The sequence below is a fragment of the Microbispora sp. CA-135349 genome (assembly GCF_050947365.1).
Taxonomy (GTDB): Bacteria; Actinomycetota; Actinomycetes; order Streptosporangiales; family Streptosporangiaceae; genus Microbispora.
Genome location: NZ_CP192001.1, coordinates 2,078,810 through 2,097,885, shown reverse-complemented (window position 1 = coordinate 2,097,885; position 19,076 = coordinate 2,078,810). Strand labels below are relative to the sequence as shown.

16 protein-coding genes are annotated in these 19,076 nt (G+C 72.0%); 3 read left to right on the top strand and 13 right to left on the bottom strand.

From position 1 onward, the window contains the following. Positions 1-130 precede the first annotated feature (130 nt). From ACQPZZ_RS10035 to thrC, 9 genes are all read right to left on the bottom strand, one after another. Positions 131-739 carry an L-threonylcarbamoyladenylate synthase gene (locus ACQPZZ_RS10035; RefSeq protein WP_432931011.1) on the bottom strand — a complete coding sequence of 203 codons (609 nt, stop codon included), beginning with the start codon at positions 737-739 and terminating at the stop codon, positions 131-133. A gap of 105 nt (positions 740-844) precedes the next feature. Further along, on the bottom strand, positions 845-1,699 hold the full coding sequence (gene prmC / locus ACQPZZ_RS10030) for a peptide chain release factor N(5)-glutamine methyltransferase (RefSeq protein WP_432931009.1): 855 nt from the start codon (positions 1,697-1,699) through the stop codon (positions 845-847). Positions 1,700-1,909: 210 nt separating this feature from the next. Next, the gene (gene prfA / locus ACQPZZ_RS10025; RefSeq protein WP_432931007.1) at positions 1,910-2,956 is read right to left on the bottom strand and encodes a peptide chain release factor 1; all 1,047 of its coding nucleotides are present in this window, start codon (positions 2,954-2,956) and stop codon (positions 1,910-1,912) included. Between the two features lie 107 nt (positions 2,957-3,063). Continuing rightward, positions 3,064-3,282: a 50S ribosomal protein L31 gene (gene rpmE / locus ACQPZZ_RS10020; protein ID WP_142560350.1), complete on the bottom strand. Its 219-nt coding sequence runs from the start codon at positions 3,280-3,282 to the stop codon at positions 3,064-3,066. A 187-nt stretch (positions 3,283-3,469) separates the two neighbouring features. Continuing rightward, positions 3,470-4,111 (bottom strand): response regulator transcription factor, encoded by a 642-nt coding sequence (locus ACQPZZ_RS10015; RefSeq protein ID WP_363644422.1) that lies wholly within the window; start codon positions 4,109-4,111, stop codon positions 3,470-3,472. A 22-nt stretch (positions 4,112-4,133) separates the two neighbouring features. Beyond that, on the bottom strand, positions 4,134-5,441 hold the full coding sequence (locus ACQPZZ_RS10010; RefSeq protein ID WP_432931003.1) for a sensor histidine kinase: 1,308 nt from the start codon (positions 5,439-5,441) through the stop codon (positions 4,134-4,136). Positions 5,442-5,766: 325 nt separating this feature from the next. After that, complete coding sequence (rho, locus tag ACQPZZ_RS10005) at positions 5,767-7,758, bottom strand: transcription termination factor Rho (RefSeq protein WP_432931001.1); 1,992 nt, start codon at positions 7,756-7,758, stop codon at positions 5,767-5,769. A gap of 413 nt (positions 7,759-8,171) precedes the next feature. Then, entirely contained in the window at positions 8,172-9,098 is a 927-nt protein-coding gene (thrB, locus tag ACQPZZ_RS10000) for a homoserine kinase (RefSeq protein WP_432930999.1), read from the bottom strand. 42 nt (positions 9,099-9,140) lie between these two features. Continuing rightward, positions 9,141-10,199 (bottom strand): threonine synthase, encoded by a 1,059-nt coding sequence (gene thrC, locus ACQPZZ_RS09995; protein WP_363644430.1) that lies wholly within the window; start codon positions 10,197-10,199, stop codon positions 9,141-9,143. A gap of 187 nt (positions 10,200-10,386) precedes the next feature. On the opposite strand from thrC, the gene ACQPZZ_RS09990 reads away from it, so the two are divergent. Beyond that, positions 10,387-11,955 carry a glycosyltransferase gene (locus ACQPZZ_RS09990; protein ID WP_432930997.1) on the top strand — a complete coding sequence of 523 codons (1,569 nt, stop codon included), beginning with the start codon at positions 10,387-10,389 and terminating at the stop codon, positions 11,953-11,955. 29 nt (positions 11,956-11,984) lie between these two features. On the opposite strand, the gene ACQPZZ_RS09985 is transcribed toward ACQPZZ_RS09990, so the two are convergent. The 4 genes from ACQPZZ_RS09985 to ACQPZZ_RS09970 form a co-directional block, all read right to left on the bottom strand. Further along, the gene (locus tag ACQPZZ_RS09985; protein ID WP_432930995.1) at positions 11,985-13,655 is read right to left on the bottom strand and encodes a glycosyltransferase; all 1,671 of its coding nucleotides are present in this window, start codon (positions 13,653-13,655) and stop codon (positions 11,985-11,987) included. Beyond that, a complete protein-coding gene (locus ACQPZZ_RS09980) occupies positions 13,652-14,767 on the bottom strand; it encodes a glycosyltransferase family 2 protein (protein WP_432930993.1) in 1,116 nt (371 codons plus the stop codon). Before ACQPZZ_RS09980 ends, ACQPZZ_RS09985 begins: the two co-directional genes overlap by 4 nt. 124 nt (positions 14,768-14,891) lie before the next feature. Continuing rightward, positions 14,892-15,794, bottom strand: coding sequence for a polysaccharide deacetylase family protein (locus ACQPZZ_RS09975; protein WP_432930991.1), 903 nt, complete (start codon positions 15,792-15,794; stop codon positions 14,892-14,894). 82 nt (positions 15,795-15,876) lie between these two features. Continuing rightward, the gene (locus ACQPZZ_RS09970; protein WP_432930989.1) at positions 15,877-17,394 is read right to left on the bottom strand and encodes a glycosyltransferase family 39 protein; all 1,518 of its coding nucleotides are present in this window, start codon (positions 17,392-17,394) and stop codon (positions 15,877-15,879) included. 200 nt (positions 17,395-17,594) lie between these two features. On the opposite strand from ACQPZZ_RS09970, the gene ACQPZZ_RS09965 reads away from it, so the two are divergent. After that, a complete protein-coding gene (locus tag ACQPZZ_RS09965) occupies positions 17,595-18,572 on the top strand; it encodes a hypothetical protein (protein WP_432930987.1) in 978 nt (325 codons plus the stop codon). Further along, complete coding sequence (locus ACQPZZ_RS09960; RefSeq protein WP_432930985.1) at positions 18,566-18,928, top strand: GntR family transcriptional regulator; 363 nt, start codon at positions 18,566-18,568, stop codon at positions 18,926-18,928. The genes ACQPZZ_RS09965 and ACQPZZ_RS09960 overlap by 7 nt, the downstream gene beginning before the upstream one ends. Positions 18,929-19,076: the final 148 nt, after the last annotated feature.

Here is a 19,076-nt window from a genome sequence, read left to right as displayed (position 1 = left end):
AGAGATATCGGCGCACCTCACGGTAGCCGGGCCGACATCAGTAAAGAAGCCCGATAGCCAGACGGCATCGATCGCCCTGGTCAGAGCCGTGACGGCGTCTCGCCTGCCGAGACACGCGTCCGGATCCCGGTCACTCCTCGGTCGCGAGGTATCCGACGACGCCGCGAATCTTGTCCACGGGGATCGCGCCCTTGCGCAACACCCGGGGCACGGCGGTCGTCAGGTCGACGATCGTGGACGGCACGCTGTCGCCGCAGGGGCCGCCGTCGAGATAGACGTCCACCGACTCCCCGAGCTGCTCCTCGGCCTCGGCCACAGTGGTGGGGGCCGGGTTGCCGGACCGGTTGGCGCTGGAAACCGCCATCGGTCCCGTCTCCTTGAGGAGATCCAGCGCGACCTGGTGCAGCGGCATGCGGACGGCGACGGTTCCCTTGGCATCGCCGAGGTCCCACGACAGCGACCGGTTGGCCCTGAGGATGAGCGTCAGCGGCCCGGGCCAGAAGGAGTCCACCAGGTCCTGTCCGTACGTCCCGAGACTCTCCACGAGCGCGTTGGCGGCTCGTACGGTGCCCACGAGGACGGGGACGGGGATGTCCCTGCCCCGGCCCTTCGCCTCAAGCAGCGCGTTGACGGCGGAAGGGGTGAAGGCGTCGGCGCCGATCCCGTAGACGGTATCGGTGGGCAACACGACAAGCTCGCCCCGCCGTACCGACGCGGTCGCCTCGGCGAGTCCGGTCATCCGCTCAATCTGGTCGGCACAGTCAAACCGTCGGCTCACGGGGCCTATCCTGCCACGTGTCCCGCCCGGCTCCACCGCCGCGTGGCCACTGGCCTGGCCTCTCGATCAGTCCTGTGTCAGCCGGGCCGTGACGAACCGGTCCCGGCCGGTGAGGTCCTGGCGCAGCCGTACGTCGCGCCAGCCGTTCTCCTCGGCGAACAGCCAGTAGACGGCGTTGCCCTGCTGATCGGCGTGCTCGACCACCGCGAACCCGCCCGGCCGCAGCAGGCGCCGCGCCGTGCGCTCGACGGCTCTCACCTCGTCCAGCCCGTCCTCCCCCGACCCGTACAGGGCCCGCGAGGGGTCGTAGTCGCGCACCTCGGGGTCGCGGGGGACCGCTCCAGGCGGGATGTACGGCGGATTGGAGATGACCAGGTCCACCTGGCCGTCGAGCTCGGGCAGGCAGTCGGCCAGGTCTTCCGGGTGCAGGGTGGTGCGGCCCTGGCCGTGTTCGAGGATGTTGCGCTTGGCCCAGCCGTACGCCACGGGGTCGATCTCGACGGCGTGCACCTGCGCCAGGGCGACCTCCTGCGCGATCGACAGCGCGATGGCCCCGGAGCCGGTGCCGAGATCGACCACGACGGGAGAGGCGACGTCCATCTCGCGCAGGCGGTCGATCGCCCAGCCGGCCACGACCTCGGTCTCCGGCCTGGGCACGAACACGCCCGGTCCCACCTCCAGCGAGAGGTAGCGGAAGTAGGCCCGGCCGGTGATGTGCTGCAGCGGCTCGCGCGCCTCGCGCCGGGCGACGCCCTCCCAGAAGCGCGCGTCGAAGTCGGCGTCCTTGACCGTGTGCAGCATGCCGCGCGTGACGCCGTGCACGAAGGCCGCGATCTCCTCGGCGTCCGTTCGGGGTGACGGCACTCCCGCCTCGGCGAGCCGGGCGGTGGCGAGGGCGATTTCGTCGAGCAGGAAGGTCATGGTCTCTTACGGCACGGGTCTCGCGGCTGAGCCTCGGGTTCGTCGGTCCAGGCCTGTGGCTCGTCGGTTCAGGCCCGGGGTTCGTCGGTCCAGGCCCGGGGTTCGTCGCTCCAGAGGAGACGGGCCACCGGGCCGGCCCACGGTCGTCTGCGGACCCACGTCCATCACCGCTGCTCCCATCGTCCCCTCATCAGGCTCCTCGCCGCATGCTCACGAATGAACGGCCAGCTTCTCCGCGAGTTCGGCGTCGAGCAATGCCTGTATCACCCCGTCGAGATCGCCGTCCAGGACTTGGTCCAGGTTGTAGGCCTTGTAGCCCACGCGGTGATCGGAGATGCGGTTCTCCGGAAAGTTGTAGGTGCGGACCCGCTCGGAACGGTCGACCGTGCGCACCTGCGACTTGCGCTCGGCCATGGCGGCCGCGTCGGCCTCCTCCTGCGCCATCGCGAGCAGCCGGGCGCGCAGGATGCGCAGCGCCGACTCCTTGTTCTGGAGCTGGCTCTTCTCGTTCTGGCAGGAGACGACCACACCGGTCGGCAGGTGCGTGATCCGCACGGCCGAGTCGGTCGTGTTGACGCTCTGCCCGCCGGGGCCGCTGGAGCGGAACACGTCGATGCGCAGGTCGTTGGGGTCGATCTGGACGTCGACATCCTCGGCCTCGGGATAGACGAGCACGCCGGCGGCCGAGGTGTGGATGCGGCCCTGCGACTCGGTCACCGGCACCCGCTGGACACGGTGCACGCCGCCCTCGAACTTGAGCCGCGACCAGACGCCCTCCCTGCCCTTGATGGCGACGGTGACGTCCTTGTAGCCGCCGAGGTCGGAGTGCTGCGCGTCGATGATCTCGGTTTTGTAGCCGACCCGCTCGGCGTACCTGAGGTACATCCGCAGGAGGTCTCCGGCGAACAGGGCCGACTCCTGGCCGCCCTCACCCGCCTTGATCTCCATGATGACGTCCTTGTCGTCGTTCGGGTCGCGCGGGACCAGGAGACGAGTGAGCTTCTCCTCCAGCACCGGGATGCGGCCCTCCAGCTCGGCCGCCTCCTCCGCGAACGCCGGGTCCTCCGCCCCGAGTTCGCGCGCGGCCACGAGGTCCTGCCGTACGCCTTCGAGCTCCCGGTACGTCGCGACGATCGGCGTGAGCACCGCGTAACGCTTGCCGTACGTCCGCGCCTTGCTCTGGTCGGCGTGCACGGCGGGGTCGGCGAGCCGCAGTTCCAGATCCGCGTACTCACTCATGATCTCGTCGAGGTTCACCGCACGCTCCTTTGCTCAAGCTCCTCGGTAAAGGCCGTAATCACCAAGAACGCCGACCCGGAGACGCCCCAAGTAAGGGGCGCCCCCGAGCCGGCGTCCTGGAGGAGCTACTTGCTCTGGGCCTTCTTGCCGAAGCGCGCCTCGAAGCGCGCCACCCGGCCACCGGTGTCGAGAATCTTCTGCTTGCCCGTGTAGAAGGGGTGGCAGGCGGAGCAGACGTCGGCGTGGATCGCGCCGTTCTTGGCGGTGCTACGCGTGGTGAAGGTGTTCCCGCAGGTGCAGGTCACCTGCGTGACCACGTACTCCGGGTGGATGTCGGGCTTCATGTCTCAGTCCTAACGCTAGGCGCGGTCGCCGGGTCGCTCCGTCTGTCACGGCCTGCGCGCATCGGCACACCCAAGATGCGCGGCGCGGGAACCGGTACCGCTGCGGTTCGGCTACCAGTGTGCCAGATCCTCCAACCATCCCAGGCCACGGACTATTCCTCGGGGACCGCTCGATCATCGGTCCAGGTCAGGCCCGCCGCAGGTACGCGAGCACGGCGAGGACGCGGCGGTGGTCGCCGGGAGCGGGGTCGAGACCGAGTTTGAGGAAGATCTGCGAGATGTGCTTTTCGACAGTGCCCTCGCTGACGGCCAGCCGGGACGCGACGGCGGTGTTCGACCTGCCCTCCGCCATGAGCGCCAGCACCTGGCGCTCCCGCCCGCTGAGCGCGTCGAGCCCGGCCCGGCGGCGGCCCAGCAGCTGGACGACCACCTCCGGGTCGATCACCGTGCCGCCCGCGGCCACCCGCCGCACCGCCTCGACGAACTCGCCGACGTCGGCGATCCGTTCCTTGAGCAGGTATCCCACGGCGGCGGCGTCCGCGCCGATCAACTCGGTCGCGTACCGCTCCTCGACGTACTGCGAGAGCACCAGGACGGGGAAACCCGGCCGTCCGGCCCGCACCTCGATCGCCGCGCGCAGCCCCTCGTCGGTATGTGTCGGCGGCATCCGGACGTCGGCGATCGCGAGGTCGGGCTCATGCTCGGCGACGGCTGCCACGAGACCGGGACCGTCACCCACCCCGGCGACGGTCTCGATCCCCGCATCCTCCAGGAGCCGTGCCATGCCCTCCCGCAGGAGCACGGCGTCCTCCGCGATCACCACGCGCACGGCCTCACCCTACGCACTCCGTTCACCAGGTGCAGGGCAGCTCGGCGCGCACGACCGTCGGCCCTCCCGGGGGGCTGTGCACCGACAGCACGCCGTCGATGGTCGCGGCGCGGTCGGCCAGACCGGCCAGGCCACCGCCCGGCACGGCCACCGCACCGCCCTTCCCGTCGTCGCGGACCTCGACCACCACCTGCGCCTCCCGGCGGCGCACGGCGACCGACGCCTCCGTCGCGCCGGAGTGCTTGGCGGTGTTCGCGAGCGTCTCGGCCACGACGAAGTACGCGATGGTCTCCACGGCGGGCGGCGGCCGGTCCGGGAGCTCCACCCGCACGTCCACCGGCACCGGCGCGCGGGCGGCGAGCGCGGACAGGGCCGCGTCGAGGCCGCGGTCGGTGAGGATGGCGGGGTAGATCCCGCGGGCGAGGTCGCGCAGCTCCGCGATGGCGGCCTTCGTCCCCAGGTGCGCGCCGGCGACGAGCTCGCGTGCGGCCGCCGGATCCTCGTCGAACTTGCCCAGCGCCCGCCCGAGGTCGAGGGCGACGGACAGGAGTCTCTGCTGGGCGCCGTCGTGCAGGTCGCGCTCGATGCGCCGCCGCTCGGCCTCGGCGGTGTGGACGCCCCGGGCCCGGCTGGCCCGCAGCCGCTCCGCCTGGGCGCGCAGCCGGGCCGGCTCGTCGACGCCGAGGAGGACGGCCGCGATCGTCGTGTGCAGCCACGCCATCGCGCGCACCGCGTACATCGCCACGACCAGGATCGCCAGACCGAGCAGCGTCCACAGCAGCGATCCGGGCCACGCACCGTACTGGAGACGCACCCCGGCCCTGGTCTCCAGCCCCAGCAGGGCGGCGAATGGCCCGGCGGCCAGCGTCAGCCCGCTCCCCCACAGCGTGAGCGACACGAAGCACTCCAGCGCGCCCAGCGGCAGCAGCAGGAACAGATAGCCGAGGTCCTTCCAGGTGGCGGGGTCGCCGAACAGCCAGTCCACCTGCCGCATCACTCCGGCGCCGCGCGGGCGGGGGCGGTACGGGTCGGCGATCCGCGCGCCGAACGCGAGCCGGAGCAGCCGGCGCTCCAGCATCGCGGCCCCGCGCCAGGTGAGCATGGTGAGGACCAGCAGTGGAATCCCCACCCAGACGAGGACCAACACGGCCGACGCGGGGATGGCGATTGCCGCGAATGCCACCCAGAGCGCGCCGAAGAACACGCTCACCAGCAGGTACGGCGCGGCGCGCCACGTCATCGGATCGAGCGCGACGCCCAGGGGCCCCAGCCGCCAGGTCCGCACCCGCTTCCCTGACGGCCGATGGCCGGCCGTCGTTTCGGCGCTCATCGCCGCCTCCCGCCCTCCCGTACGGCACCCGTGCCGCACACGGCACGCGCGTTTCCCATCGAGCCGCGCTCCCGGCGTCCTCGACGGCCGGAGCCTCCCCTCGCGCGCTCCCCCACAGCCTGCCAAGCCGAACACCCGGAGGGAACGGGGCGAACCCTCGCCGGCTCATGGGGGACAACCCGAACCCGGGGCTGGGGAGTGTCTGACAAATGCTGTCCGTCGCGCGGCGGGGCCATGATTCGTCAGAGGACACGACCTGACGGGCGGGCCGGAAACGCCGACGCCCCGGACGGCGTGGCCGTCCGGGGCGTCGGTCGAAAGGGCGTCAGTCGCGGTCGTTGCTGACCGTGGTCTTCTGCACCTGGAGCAGGAACTCGGCGTTGGACTTGGTCTCCTTCATCTTCTCGAGAAGGAGCTCCAGCGCCTGCTGCATGTCGAGCGCGTGGAGGACACGGCGGAGCTTCCAGACGATGGACAGCTCCTCCTTGGCCATGAGGATCTCTTCCTTGCGGGTGCCGGACGCGTCCACGTCCACCGCGGGGAAGATGCGCTTGTCCGCGAGCGACCGGTTGAGCTTGAGCTCCATGTTGCCGGTGCCCTTGAACTCCTCGAAGATGACCTCGTCCATCTTGGACCCGGTCTCGACGAGAGCCGTGGCGAGGATCGTCAGCGAGCCGCCGTTCTCGATGTTGCGGGCGGCGCCGAAGAACCGCTTCGGCGGGTAGAGCGCGGTCGAGTCGACACCACCGGACAGGATGCGGCCGCTCGCGGGCGCCGCGAGGTTGTACGCGCGCCCGAGACGGGTGATCGAGTCCAGCAGGACGACGACGTCGTGACCCAGCTCCACCAGCCGCTTGGCCCGCTCGATCGCGAGCTCTGCGACGGTGGTGTGGTCCTCGGCCGGGCGGTCGAAGGTCGAGTGGATGACCTCGCCCTTGACCGACCGCTGCATGTCGGTGACCTCTTCCGGACGCTCGTCCACGAGGACGACCATCAGGTGGCACTCCGGGTTGTTGCGCGTGATCGCGTTGGCGATCGCCTGGAGCACCATGGTCTTGCCGGCCTTGGGCGGCGACACGATCAGGCCGCGCTGACCCTTGCCGATCGGCGAGACGAGGTCGATGATCCGCGTGGTCAGGACGTTCGGCTCGGTCTCCAGGCGCAGGCGCTCCTGCGGGTAGAGCGGCGTGAGCTTGTTGAAGTCGGGCCGCTGGCGGGCCTGCTCCGGATCCATCCCGTTAACGGTGTCGAGGCGGACGAGGGCGTTGAACTTCTCGCGCCGCTCGCCGTCCCGCGGCTGCCGGACGGCGCCGGTGATGACGTCGCCCTTGCGCAGGCCGTTGCGGCGGATCTGGGCGAGCGAGACGTAGACGTCGTTCGAGCCAGGAAGGTAACCGCTGGTCCGCACGAAGGCGTAGTTGTCGAGGATGTCCAGGATGCCGGCGATCGGAATCAGGACGTCGTCCTCGCTGATGACCGGTTCGTTGCTCTCGAAGCGGTCACGCCCGCGGCGGCCGCGCTCGCGGAAGCGGCCACGGCGCCCGCGGGCGTCCTCGCCCTGCTGGTCGCCCTTGCCGTCGGCGCGGTTGTCCGTGCGGTTGTCGCCGCGGTCGCCCCGGTCCCGGTTGTCTCCGCGGTCGCCCCGGTCGCCCCGGTTGTCTGCGCGGTTGTCGGAGCGGTTGTCGCCGCGGCCCTGCTGGTCACGACGGCTCTGGCCGTCTCCGGCGTCGGCGGCGCGCTGGTCACCGCGGTCGCCGCGGTCGCGGCCCCGCTCCCCCCGCTCGCCGCGCGTACGGCGCTCGCGGCGGTCACCGCGCTCGGGCCGCTCGGCGCGGGTCTCGGACTGAACGGCCTCGGCCTGCGGCTCGGCGACGGCGGCGACGCCGTTCTGCGCGGCCTCGGCGGCCACGGCGGGCGCGGCCTCGACCACGGGACGCTCCTCACGAGCCGCGACGACGGGCTCGGCGGCGGGCGTGGCGGCGGCGGGCGCGGCCTCGGGTGCGGGCGCCGCGGCGGCACGGGAACGTTCCCGGCGGCCACGGGCGGGGCGCTCGGCGGCGGGCGCTTCGGCGGCGGCCTTCGGCTCCGCCGCGGTTTCTCCCGATCCACCCTGCTTTTCCTGGATGGCCGCGATGAGCTGGCTCTTGCGCATCCGTCCGGTCCCCGTGATGCCGAGGCTGGTCGCCAGAGCCTGGAGCTCGGGGAGCACCATGCCCGCCAGGCCCGTGCCGGAGCGACGTCGCGGACGGGCCGGGGCGGAAGTGGGGGTGTCGCCGGCGGCCTGGCCGTCGGAGAGGAGTTCGGTGGTGTCGCTCAACTAAGGGTCCTTCCCAGGGGTCGGGCGCCAGAATCGTGCGTCCAGGCGTCCCGGTGATGCGACCCGGCGGGACAGACCGGGTCGGGCTTCGCGAATCTCATGTGTCGATGACCCTCGGGATTCGCGAGCGGTAGGTGCCCGGGGGCGATCCCCCGGATTGCCGCCACCGACCAGATGTCTTGGTGGTTCGAACGCGCATGTCTCCGAATACGCCGCCTCCGGTCGTGCCACTCAAAGGTATGCAGACTGGAGGAAACGGTTCCGGGGAAATCGCCCTGCCCGCGTCGAAGGACGCGAAGCGAAGTGCAGCGATGTGCGAATGACAAGCACGCACCCAACACGGGGGCACCTGGTGCGGCTATCAGCCTAACATCACCAGCGCGCACAGCTATTCCCTGAAGGTCGAAGAAGTATCAGCGTGTCTCGGGAAACCGAACGTACGCACCAAGCGGGTCGACGTTCATTGGCTGGATGTGCCAGTCATTACCCACTTCTGGCGCGATCGAATCCTTGGTTTCCCGTGTCGTCAGCGCGAGAACCGTCGGACCGGCTCCCGAGACGACGGCGGGCACCCCGGCCTCGCGGAGCCGTCGCACCAGTTCGGCTGTGCGCGGCATCGCGGGTGCGCGGTACCTCTGGTGCAGGCGGTCCTCGGTGGCGGCGAGCAGGAGATCCGGTTCCGGTCTCCGCGTCAACGCCGCGACGAGCAGAGCCGCCCGCCCCGCGTTGGCCGCCGCGTCCGAATGCGGTACATCCTTCGGCAGCAGCCCCCGAGCCTCCTCCGTGGACAACCGGAACTCCGGGATCAGCACCACCGGCCGGACGTCCTCGTGCGGAGTCAGTTTCACCATACTCGCAGCTCCCGACTGGTCCGTCCAGGCGATGGTGAGTCCGCCCGCCAGGCACGGCGCCACGTTGTCGGGATGCCCTTCCATCTCGGTGGCCAGCGCGAACACCTCGCCGTCCGGCAGATCCCCCGCGCCCCGCGAACGTACGAGGGCGCGGGCGGCGAGGATGCCGGCGCAGATCGCCGCCGACGACGAGCCGAGCCCCCGCGCGTGCGGGATCCGGTTGCGGCAGCGCAGCGCGATGCCGTCCGGCTGGGCGAAGCCCATGCGATCGAACGTGGCGCGCATGGTCCTGATGACGAGGTGTCCCTCGCCCCCGTCCAGCTCACCGGCGCCCTGGCCCTCCACGGAGATCCGCACGCCGGGCGAGCCGGAGATCTCGGCCTCCACCTCGTCGTACAGGTCGAGCGCGAGGCCGAGGCTGTCGAAGCCGGGGCCGAGGTTGGCGCTCGTCGCCGGCACGCGGACGACGACGCCGTGACTTTCCGTCAATTCTTCACCTGAACCCTTTGCTGGGCGAAATGAGAGGGCCGATCAGGCGAGTCCCAGCGCGGCCGCGGCGGCGTAGGCGTCGATCGGGATCGTCACGGGCGCGGGAGCGCCGGAGATCGCCCAGTCGGGGTCCTTCAGGCCGTTGCCGGTCACTGTGCACACGACCCGCTGCCCCGGCGTGAGCATGCCCTGCTCGTGAGCCTGGAGCAGGCCGGCGACGCTCGCCGCGGAGGCGAGCTCGACGAACACGCCCTCCTCCTGCGCGAGCAGCTTGTACGCCGCGGCGATCTGGCGGTCGGTCACGGCCTGGATGTCGCCGCCGGACTCATCGCGCGCGGCCTCGGCCAGCCGCCACGAGGCGGGGTTGCCGATCCTGATCGCCGTGGCGATCGTCTGCGGGTGGGTCACGGGGCTGCCTCCGACCAGCGGCGCCGCGCCGCTCGCCTGGAACCCCAGCATGCGCGGCCGCTTGGTGGCCACGCCGTCGTCGGCGTACTCCTTGTAGCCCATCCAGTAGGCCGAGATGTTGCCGGCGTTGCCGACCGGGATGCAGTGGACGTCGGGCGCGTCGCCGAGCGCGTCGACGATCTCGAAGGCCGCCGTCTTCTGGCCCTGCAGACGGTGCGGGTTGACGGAGTTGACCAGCGCGATCGGGTAGGTCTCCGCGAGCTTCCTGGTCATCTCCAGGCAGTCGTCGAACGAGCCCTCGACCTGGAGCAGCCTGGCGCCGTGGACCAGCGCCTGGGCGAGCTTGCCCATCGCGATCTTCCCGCGCGGCACGAGGACGGCGCAGGTCAGCCCGGCCCGTACGGCGTAGGCGGCGGCCGAGGCGCTCGTGTTGCCGGTGGACGCGCAGATGACCGCCTGGGCGCCCTCCTCGACGGCCTTGCTGATCGCCAAGGTCATGCCGCGGTCCTTGAAGCTGCCGGTCGGGTTGAGACCCTCGACCTTGAGATGGACGTCACAGCCCGTGATCTGGGACACGCGCCTGGCCGGGACGAGCGGCGTGCCGCCCTCGAGCAGGGTCACCACGGGCGTCGTCGTGGAGACCGGCAGACGGTCGCGGTACTCCTCGATCAGGCCACGCCAAGCCCTGAACATTGGTCGCTCCTCCCACGCGCGCACACGCGTGTCACCAGGGGTATCGGTCACCGAGTCTACGGCCAACCGTTTGACGTGCGGACTCCGTTGTCCACCAAATGGACATATTGGACGTCACCTTAGGGAACCGTCCCTGGGTTTCGCTACTGTGGACCAGCCCTTTGACCATCACTGAAGAGGACGAGGATTGGCCCACCTGACGGGCGTGGAGCCCCGGCCGAGAATCCGCCACAACGACTACTCTCCGCTCACGCCGCCGCTCATCGGCGGCTGGGCCCCCACGCTCAGCGCGAGTGTCGTCATCCCCGCGCACGGCGGGCAGCACCGCCTCGACCTGACGCTGGCCGCGCTGGCCGCGCAGACCTACCCCGCGCACCTCACCGAGGTCATCGTGGTGGACGACCGCAGCGATCCCCCGCTGCGCCTGCCCGACCTGCGGCCCGACAACACCCGCGTCGTGGTCGTGCCGCCCGGCGGCTGGGGCGCCGGGCACGCGATGAACGCGGGCATCGCGTCGGCCGAGGGCGAGATCGTGCAGCGCCTCGACGCCGACATGGTGATCTCGCGCGAGCATCTGGAGGCGCTGTTCCGCTGGCACCACCTGACCGACTACCTCGTCACGATCGGCGGCAAGAAGTTCGCCGAGGAGCCGGCCCTCACTCCCGGGCAGGTTCACGAGGCCGTACGGAACGGCTCGCCCGAGGACCTGTTCGACCCGTCGGCGCTGGTGTCCAGCTCGACCGAGGAGACCATCCGCCGTCTCGACGGCCTGCGGGCCAGCAAGAACCCCTACCAGGTGTGCACCGGGCCGACGGTCTCCCTGCGGCGGGCCCTGCTCGACGAGATCCGCGGCTTCGATCCCGACGTGGTGCGCGGCCAGGACACCGAGTTCGCCTACCGGCTCGCCCAGGCGGGTGCGGTGTTCGTCCCCGACATGGAGGCGCGCGCCGTGCATCTCGGCCTGCCCGCCCAGCGGGGCGAGCACGGCAAGTCGATCGTCCGGCTCGTCGAGGCCCACCTGGCACACCGGGTCCCGCTCCGCCGCGACCTGCGCAAGGAGCCCGGCCGGCGCTGGCTCGTGCCGTACGTGGAGGTCGTCTTCGACGTGACGGGGGCCGACGAAAGGCGGATCGTCGCGGCGGTCGACGCGGTGCTGCGCGGCACGCTCGCCGACGTCGCGGTGACGCTGGCCGGTCCCTGGTCGCTCACGGATGGACGCAGATGGGTGCCGGGGACCGAGGCGTTCGATCTCGCCCTGGTCCGGGCGGCGTTCGGGCACGACGCGCGGGTGCGGTTCGCCGAACGGGCCGCGCCGACCGCCGCGCCCGTTCCCTTCCGCTACACGGCGCCCGTCGACGCCCCTCCGGCTCCGGCGCTGCTGGAGCGGGCGGTCAAGGCGATGCTGGAGGAGCGGATCGGCCTGCTGGTCCTGGACCTGCCGGGCGGCCGCACCGCCACCCTGGAGCGGACCGAGGCCGTCGCGCGCGCCCGCCGCCTCGCCGCACCGGGCGAGGAACCGGCCGACGTGATCGCCCAGACCCACGGGGTACGGCGTGCCGCGGCGAGCGAGTTCGAGGGTCTTCCCAAGGCTCCGGCGAAACCGGCCGCGCCCGCCACGCCGCGGACCGCTCCCACGCCGGCGGCGCAGCAAGCCGCCCAGACCCCGGCCGCCCAGAATCCGGCCACACAGAACCCGGCAGCCCCACAGGCGGAGACGGCCTCGCCGCGCCGCCGCGGCCTGTTCCGCCGCTCCTGATCCATCCGGGACGGAGCGGGCCGGAGCGGTCAGGTCTTCTTGAACGTGAAGGGCCGGGTGAGGCCCCGGGCGATACCGCGCAGGCCCCGGTCATGACGCAGCGCCGAGAGCTGCCCCCGCAGCCCCGAGACCTGCCGCCGCAGAGTGCCGATCTCCCGGCGGAACTCGACGGCGGACTTGCGCCACCGCGTCGCCTCGTCACGCCATCGGGTGACCTGCCCGCGCAGCCGCTCGACCTCCTTGGTCAGCCGCTCGACCTCGGCCTGCGCCTCCACGCGTTTGCGATAGGCGGTGCGCGGGTTCAGGTACGCCGGGGCCTCCCCGGCCGGCCGGAAGCCGTGGGCCTCGCCGTCGACCCAGTAGGTGCCGAACAGCTCGTCCACGATGTCGTCGAGGTCCTCGCCCTCCCCGGCCTCCTCGGCGATGATCGCGGCGCGGGAGAACGCCTCCGTGCGCTCCAGGCGGGCGGCGGTGACGCCCTCGGCGTCCTCGGCCAGGAGCACGCTCACCAGTCCGCGATCCCGGCCGCGCAGCACCTCGAGCAGCCGGCCCACGCCGTCCTCCCCCGGCACCCAGCCGGGCGGGATGCGCAGGCGGTACGGCGACTGGGTCTCGGCCGCCGCCGTGGCCAGCCGTACGCGGCCCTCGTGGGTGTAGTGGGCGCGCAGCAGTACGAGATCGAGGCGCGGGTCCTTGAGCGGCGCGCGCTGCTCGGGCGCGAGCTCGTCCCACGGGCCGGTCAGCACGACGGCGAGGTCGGTCACCGTGCCGGCCAGCACGCCGTCCACGGTGGCCCTGACGTCGTCGTAGGACCCCGCGGTGGCGTCCACGAGGACCTCCACCTGCGGGATCTTCCACTGACGGGAGGGATGGGTGCGCAGCCAGCGGTAGCCGGGGACGCGGTCGGTGACCAGGGCGTGGCTGACCCGGCTGATCCGCTCGCTGTCGCGCATGCGCATGGACGGGCCGAGGTGGTAGGCCCTGGCCTGCGGGTCGGGGATGAAGACCGCGCCCGCCTGGGCGAGCCGGTAGCCCATCTCGGTGTCCTGGCCGAGGATCATGTCGGGGTCCATCGGCCCGGCCCGCTCGAACAACCGGGCGGAGACCGACGACGCGCCGCCGATGTGGATGCTGAACGGCCGCGGCGAACGGGTCAGCCCCTGCGACCGCTGCACCAGGTCTTCGATCCAGGCGTGCGGCTCCGCCGGCTCGAAGAGCTTCGCCAGGTCGCCGGTGCCCGCGACCTCCGCGGGGTCGGGCAGCGGGGCGGTGGTGAAGCGCAGGTAGGAGGTGACCGACAGGTAGGGCGCGAGGTGGTGCCAGCGCATGTGCGCCTCCACCTCCTCCGGCTCGGGAACCACGTCGGAGTCCATCCAGTGGACGACGTCGCCGGTCGCGGCGGCCAGCCCGGTGTTGCGCGCCCTGGCCCGGCCGGGCGCCGCGCAGACCAGCAGCCGCGTGTCGCGGGGCCGGATCTCCGGAAGGCGCAGCGGCGGCTCGCTGCCGTTGTCGACCACGATCACTTCGAGCAGGCCGGACGGGTACGTCTGCCTGGCCAGCCCCGCGAGCGTGAGGTCGAGCTTGGCCTGGTCGCCGTACGCCGGGATGACCACGCTGACCCGCAGGCGGGGAGCCCACGAGGACCCGAGGGCGGGCGGCCTGAGGACGGTGTAGTCGTTTCCCCTGATGCGTGGCGTCATGGCGCTTCCAGAATCACACTCGGGCGAAAGCCGCGCCATTGGTTGGACGCGACCCGCAGAAAGTGGGCGAGAGGAAGGTTCCAGGTGTGGTCGGCGCCGACCGACCGCCGCAGGACGTAGCCCAGGCCGTGGGTGCGGTAGACGCGGCCCCCGGCCGCCTCCACCGCGCGCAGAAGGTGCGCGTCCTCCCCGCGGTTCAACGGCCCGAAGCCCCCGACCTGCTCGAAGAGATCGCGGCCGAGCATGATCGTGCCGCCTGCGACGTGGTCGGCCCACACCTCGCTGCTGTAGTCGACGCGGCGGATCGTCGCGTGGAGGGGCTGGAGATAGAAGAACTCCGGCGCGGTCCCGACCAGCTCGGCCCCGGAGTAGGCCATGGCCAGCAGCAGGTCGGCCAGGTGCTCGGGGCCGTACCAGTCGTCGTCGTCCCATTTGGCGACGATGCCGGTGGACGCCCGCGACGCCGCCAAGTTGAGCACCGTCCCGAGCGGCGCGTGCGGCTCGGCCTCGATCACGGTGATCGGATGCGGGAACTCCGCGACCGCCTCCCGCACCTGCGCGGCCGGGAACCCGTGCAGCGCGACGATCGCCTCGAAGTCCACCGCGCGCTGCCGGGCGAGCTGCCGCAGTGCGCCGCCGACGTAGTGAGGCCGCCGCGTGGCCATGACGACGGTCACCGGGGCGAGGCCCGTGCCGACGCCTCCGGCCCGCAGCGCGTGCCTGCGCAGGCGCACGCTGTGCTCTTCCCTGCGCAGGTCGGCGACCGACTCGGGTCTGCCGTCGTCGGCCTCGGGGGTCCAGCCCGCGGCCAGACCGGCGAGCACGGGATCGGCCTCGCGCACCCACCTCGGGGGGTCGTCGCAGGTGAGCGGCACTCCCGCGGCGGCCAGGCCGACGACCGGGTCCAGCGCCTCGGCGGCGGGCTCCCGCGGCCACTCCACCCGCAGCCCGCGCAGCGGCCGGAGGGGGACGACGTCGGCGGCCCGCACGGGAACGGCCAGCGGCCGGCCTCCTGTCGTCCACCGGCCGTCGCTCCAGGACAGCGCGGCGGTCTCCTCGGTCGGGCCGCGCACGAAGCCGTACGGCGAGCACATGTCGGTCGTCACCGTCACCGGCGTCCTCCCGCGCGTCCGTTTACAGGCTGGGTGAACATCTATCAGCCGAACCTTGTGAATCCCTGTGACCGTCGCGGTCAACCCGACGACCCGCCGTGCCCCCGCACGCGGGCGGGCGTGATCACATGGCGTCGGGGACGGGCCACACGCGCCCGCCGACGATGTCGCCCAGGGTCTTCACCTCGATCGTCTTGGCCTTGCGCTGCCGGGCCACCCAGTCGATGAAGGCGGTGAACTCCCTGGGCGACGTCGCGTACTTGTCCCGCGGGTCGTTCTTGATCTCGTGGAAGACGAAGATCACCATGCCGCGGTCGCCCTTCTGCTGGGCCCGGGTGACGAACTCCCGCAGCGTGCTTGCCGTACGCGGCAGCCCGGTCTGGCTCGTGGCGCGCACCGAGGCGAGGTCCGCGGGCGGCATCGTCTCGGTGATCGGGCAGGAGTGGCAGCTGTCTGGCCGGTAGATGCCGTTGATGTCGCGCGCGGTCGTGTAGCCGCACTGCATCGCGAGTTGCTTGCTCGTCTCGTCGTCGTCGCCGAACGGGAAGGCGAACGAGCGCGCCGCGAAGCCCATCTTCAGCAGCGCCCGCCGGTCGTCGCAGATCTCCGTCTGCTGCGCGAGGTTGGGCAGTTCCGTCAGGTGCGGATGGTGCAGGGTGTGGCCGCCGATCTCGTGGCCCTCCTTCGCGATCGCCCGCAACTCGGCGACGCTCAGGAAGCCCCGGCCGCCGAGGCGGGCGCTGCTGACGTAGAAGGTGCCCTTCAGGCCACGCCTGGTCAGCGCCCTGGCGACGGCGAGATGGTCGGCCGTGCCGTCGTCGAAGGTGAGGACCACGGTCGGCACCCGGGCCGCCCGCGCTTCATTCCTGGCCGCGTGCGGAGCCGCCGCCTGCGCGGTGGTGGTACGCACAACCGCCTGCGCGGGCAGGGCCTGCCCGGCCGTCGCAGCGGCCGGGAACTGGAGTCCCGCGATCGACGCCGCGGCGACGAGACAGGCCGGTACGAGTCTCTTCACCGTAAGTCGCATGAAGAGAAACTTTACTCACACTTGGCAATTACTCTGCCCCGTGATGTCCAACCGTGATCAATCGGTCCACAACCGGGTGCCTTCACCCCTTGCCGCGCGTACGTTGGAACAACGCGACCGTCAGGCCCGGCAGCTCCGCCGAGTGCCAGGCGGTGGAGAGGCGATATCCGGCGGCGCGTACGGCGGCCACTTTGGGGATTTTCGTATCCGTCAGCCCGGCTTGCTTCGTTCCCCGCCAGATCACCCAGACCCGTCGATACCCGGCCAGTGCCTCGGCGAGGTCGGACCGCTCCACGTACTCGAAGGCCGGTCCGGGCCCCTTGAGGAGCACGTCCTTCGGGAGATTGTCGCGACCGTAGTAGACGAAGCCGGTGCGCAGCCGGCTCTGGCCGTACACGATGGCGTCCCCGGGGCGCTCCCGCGCGCGGATCACGGCGAGCGCGCCGGGGAAGTCGTCGTAGTGACCGTTCCGCTGCCGATAGTCCGCCTGCGCGGGCAGCCCCAGGATCGCGGCGACGAGCACGGCGGGCACGCAGACCAGCGCGAAGGGGACGGGGGCGAGGCGGACCGAGCCCAGGGCCACGCCTCCCGCCAGGGCCAGGGCCGGCGCCGTGACGAACACGTAGCGGTCCACGTAGGCCGGGGTCACCAGCGCGTCGATGACGAGCAGCAGCACCGGCGGGAGCACGAGCCAGCCGCCGGCGAGCACGCCCCAGGGAAGTGACCTGCGCAGCAGGATCACCACTCCCACGAGAGCGAGCGCGAACAGCGGCGGCCCGGCGAGATCGGAACCCGCCGCGTGCTTGGGGAACTTCAGCAGCACGTCGGGTCCGTGCGGCTGGATCCAGCTGATCGCGTGACGCTCGCTCCAGCCCACCAGGGCGAGGACCGCGGGGGGAACGCACCCCGCCGCCGTCGCGGGGACGATCCTCGTCAGGAACGTACGGGCGGGCAGGACGAGCAGAGCGGCCAGCAGCTGGGCCGGGAGCACCAGGACCGAGAACAGGTGCGTGCAACCGAGGAACGCCACCGACGCGGCGTACCAGCAGACCCGTTTCCAGCCGGCGGAGCCGGTGGGCGCTTCGGCCACCCGGTGCAGCGCCCAGGCGGAGACGACGGCCGCCGCCGCCGCGAACGCGTACGGCCGGGCGTTCGCGCCGTGGTAGGACACCGACGGCAGAACGGCGAACAGCGCCGCGGCGATCGTTCCCGCCCGCGGACCGGCCAGTCTGCGGCCGAGGTCGGCCAGGAAGCCCGCCGCCACACCGGCCGCCAGGGCCGAGGGCAGGCGCAGCCACCACTCCGCCTCCCCCAGCCAGGACCAGACGTGGATGAGCAGGTAGTAGGGCAGGAAGTGGCCGTCGATCCGCTGTACGAGCTCCCACAGCCCGCTCAGCGGCCTGGCCACCGCCGCGCCGTAGGTCGCCACCTCGTCGGCCGACAGCGACGCGGTCGTGCCGGAGATGGCCACACAGGTGGTCACCAGGCCCGCGATCAGCGGCATCCAGCGCGTCCATCCGGCCCGCCGCGCCGTACGCCCGAGCCGGTCTCCCTCGCCGACGCTCCGGCCGGACGCCAGGACCGCCTCGCCCGTAGCCACGCTTTCCCCCACAAACTGATCATTTCAGCCACGCGACGGGCACCGGGGGTCTGTTACCCGATCGAGTCGTCGCCCCAGCGGCCCCATCAAGCCCGGCCATTCCGGATATGCCGGGCTCCACCGTACGAGATCTCGGCGCGCACTCCACAGTCAACTGTTTGCCTGTTATAGTTACATGCAAACAGTATGGGAGGTGGCCCATGCACGACTTCCCCCAGGACGACACCGGCCGGATCCGCCGCCTGATCCTGATCACCGCACCCCCGCTTCTCGCCTTCCTCGTTGCCCTGCTGCTCTTCGCCGTCTTCCGTGACCGGCTGCCCGGCCGGGCATACGTCTCCGGTCATGCGCCGCGGTACGCGCCTGGCTGGGGTCAGTGGCTGCGGTCGATGGCCTTCACCGTAGGGTTCTTCGAGGTGGTGTACCTCTTCCTGTTCACGCGTTACCGGCGCTGGCCCGAGCTGCAGCGCTGGGTCGCCGCGTGCTCCGTCGCTCTGGGCGTCTCGATGGCGGCGGGGAACGGTGTCGCGGTGACGACGCTGATCGACTCCGCGGGGCCCGCTGCCCTGCCGTCGTGGGAGGTTCCGGCGGAAATCGCCCTCACGCTTCTCGGGGGCGCCGCGGGCTGGTGGCTGGCGGGTCCCCTGCCGCCCGCACCCGGCACACGCGCCGTACCGCCCTCGGGGGTGCCTCTGCTGCCTCTCACGCCGGCCCAGCGGGCCGTCTACGCCGTGTCCGCCTGGCATCCCCGCTCGCTCCTGTACGGAGCGGCGTTGCTCGCCTTCGCCTGGTTCGGCGCCTTCAATCTCTCGCGCTCCTGGCAGGCGACCGTGCTGCTGGGGCTGATGGGGCTCGTCACGAGCCTCTCGTCGCGCAGCCGGCTCCGCGTCGACGGCAGCGGCGTCGAGGTGAGCCTGCCCTTGCTCGGCGGCCTGCGCCGGGCCGTGCCGTACGATGCGGTGCACTTCGCCTCGGTCCGGCAGAGAGAGCAGGTGGTGCCCCCCGGGGGCCTGCTCGGTGGCAGCCGAGGGTGGGGATACGTGAGCGGTCGTGGCCCGGTGCTGGCGCTGCGGCTCACGGACGGGCGGGAGTTCCTCTACTCGGTCAGGGACGCCGAGACGGCCGCGGCACTGGTCAACGCGTCCCTCGCACGTGTCAGGGGAGGCGCCGGGTGCTGATCGTCGTCGACCCGTCCTCGACTCAGCCCCTGGCCGACCAGGTGGCGGCCTCGGTGCGCGCGGCGGTCGCCAGGGGCACCGCGGTGCCGGGCGACCGCCTGCCGTCGGCGCGCGCCGTCGCCGCCGCGCTCGGCATCAACCTGCACACCGTGCTGCGCGGCTACCAGCAGCTGCGCGACGAGGGCCTGGTCGAGTTGCGCCGGGGCCGCGCGGCGACGATCACCGAGCTCGCCGCCGAGGGCGGCCGCCTACGCCTGCGCGAGGCGGCCGAGGAGTTCGCCGACGAGGTGCGCCGGCTCGGGGCCTCCGAGGAGGAGGCCCTCGACGCGGTCCGCAGGGCTCTGGCGGAGCGCTGATCCGCGCCTCGCCCGTCGTGTCGACGCCGCGCCGTGGCCGCCGGAAGGCGGGGTGGCGGCGCGGGTGCTGCGGAACGTCGGCAGGCGCGGCAGCGGCACTCCCGCGTGGAGCACCCCGGGAGTGCCTTCGGCCGCAGCCGCCGCCCTC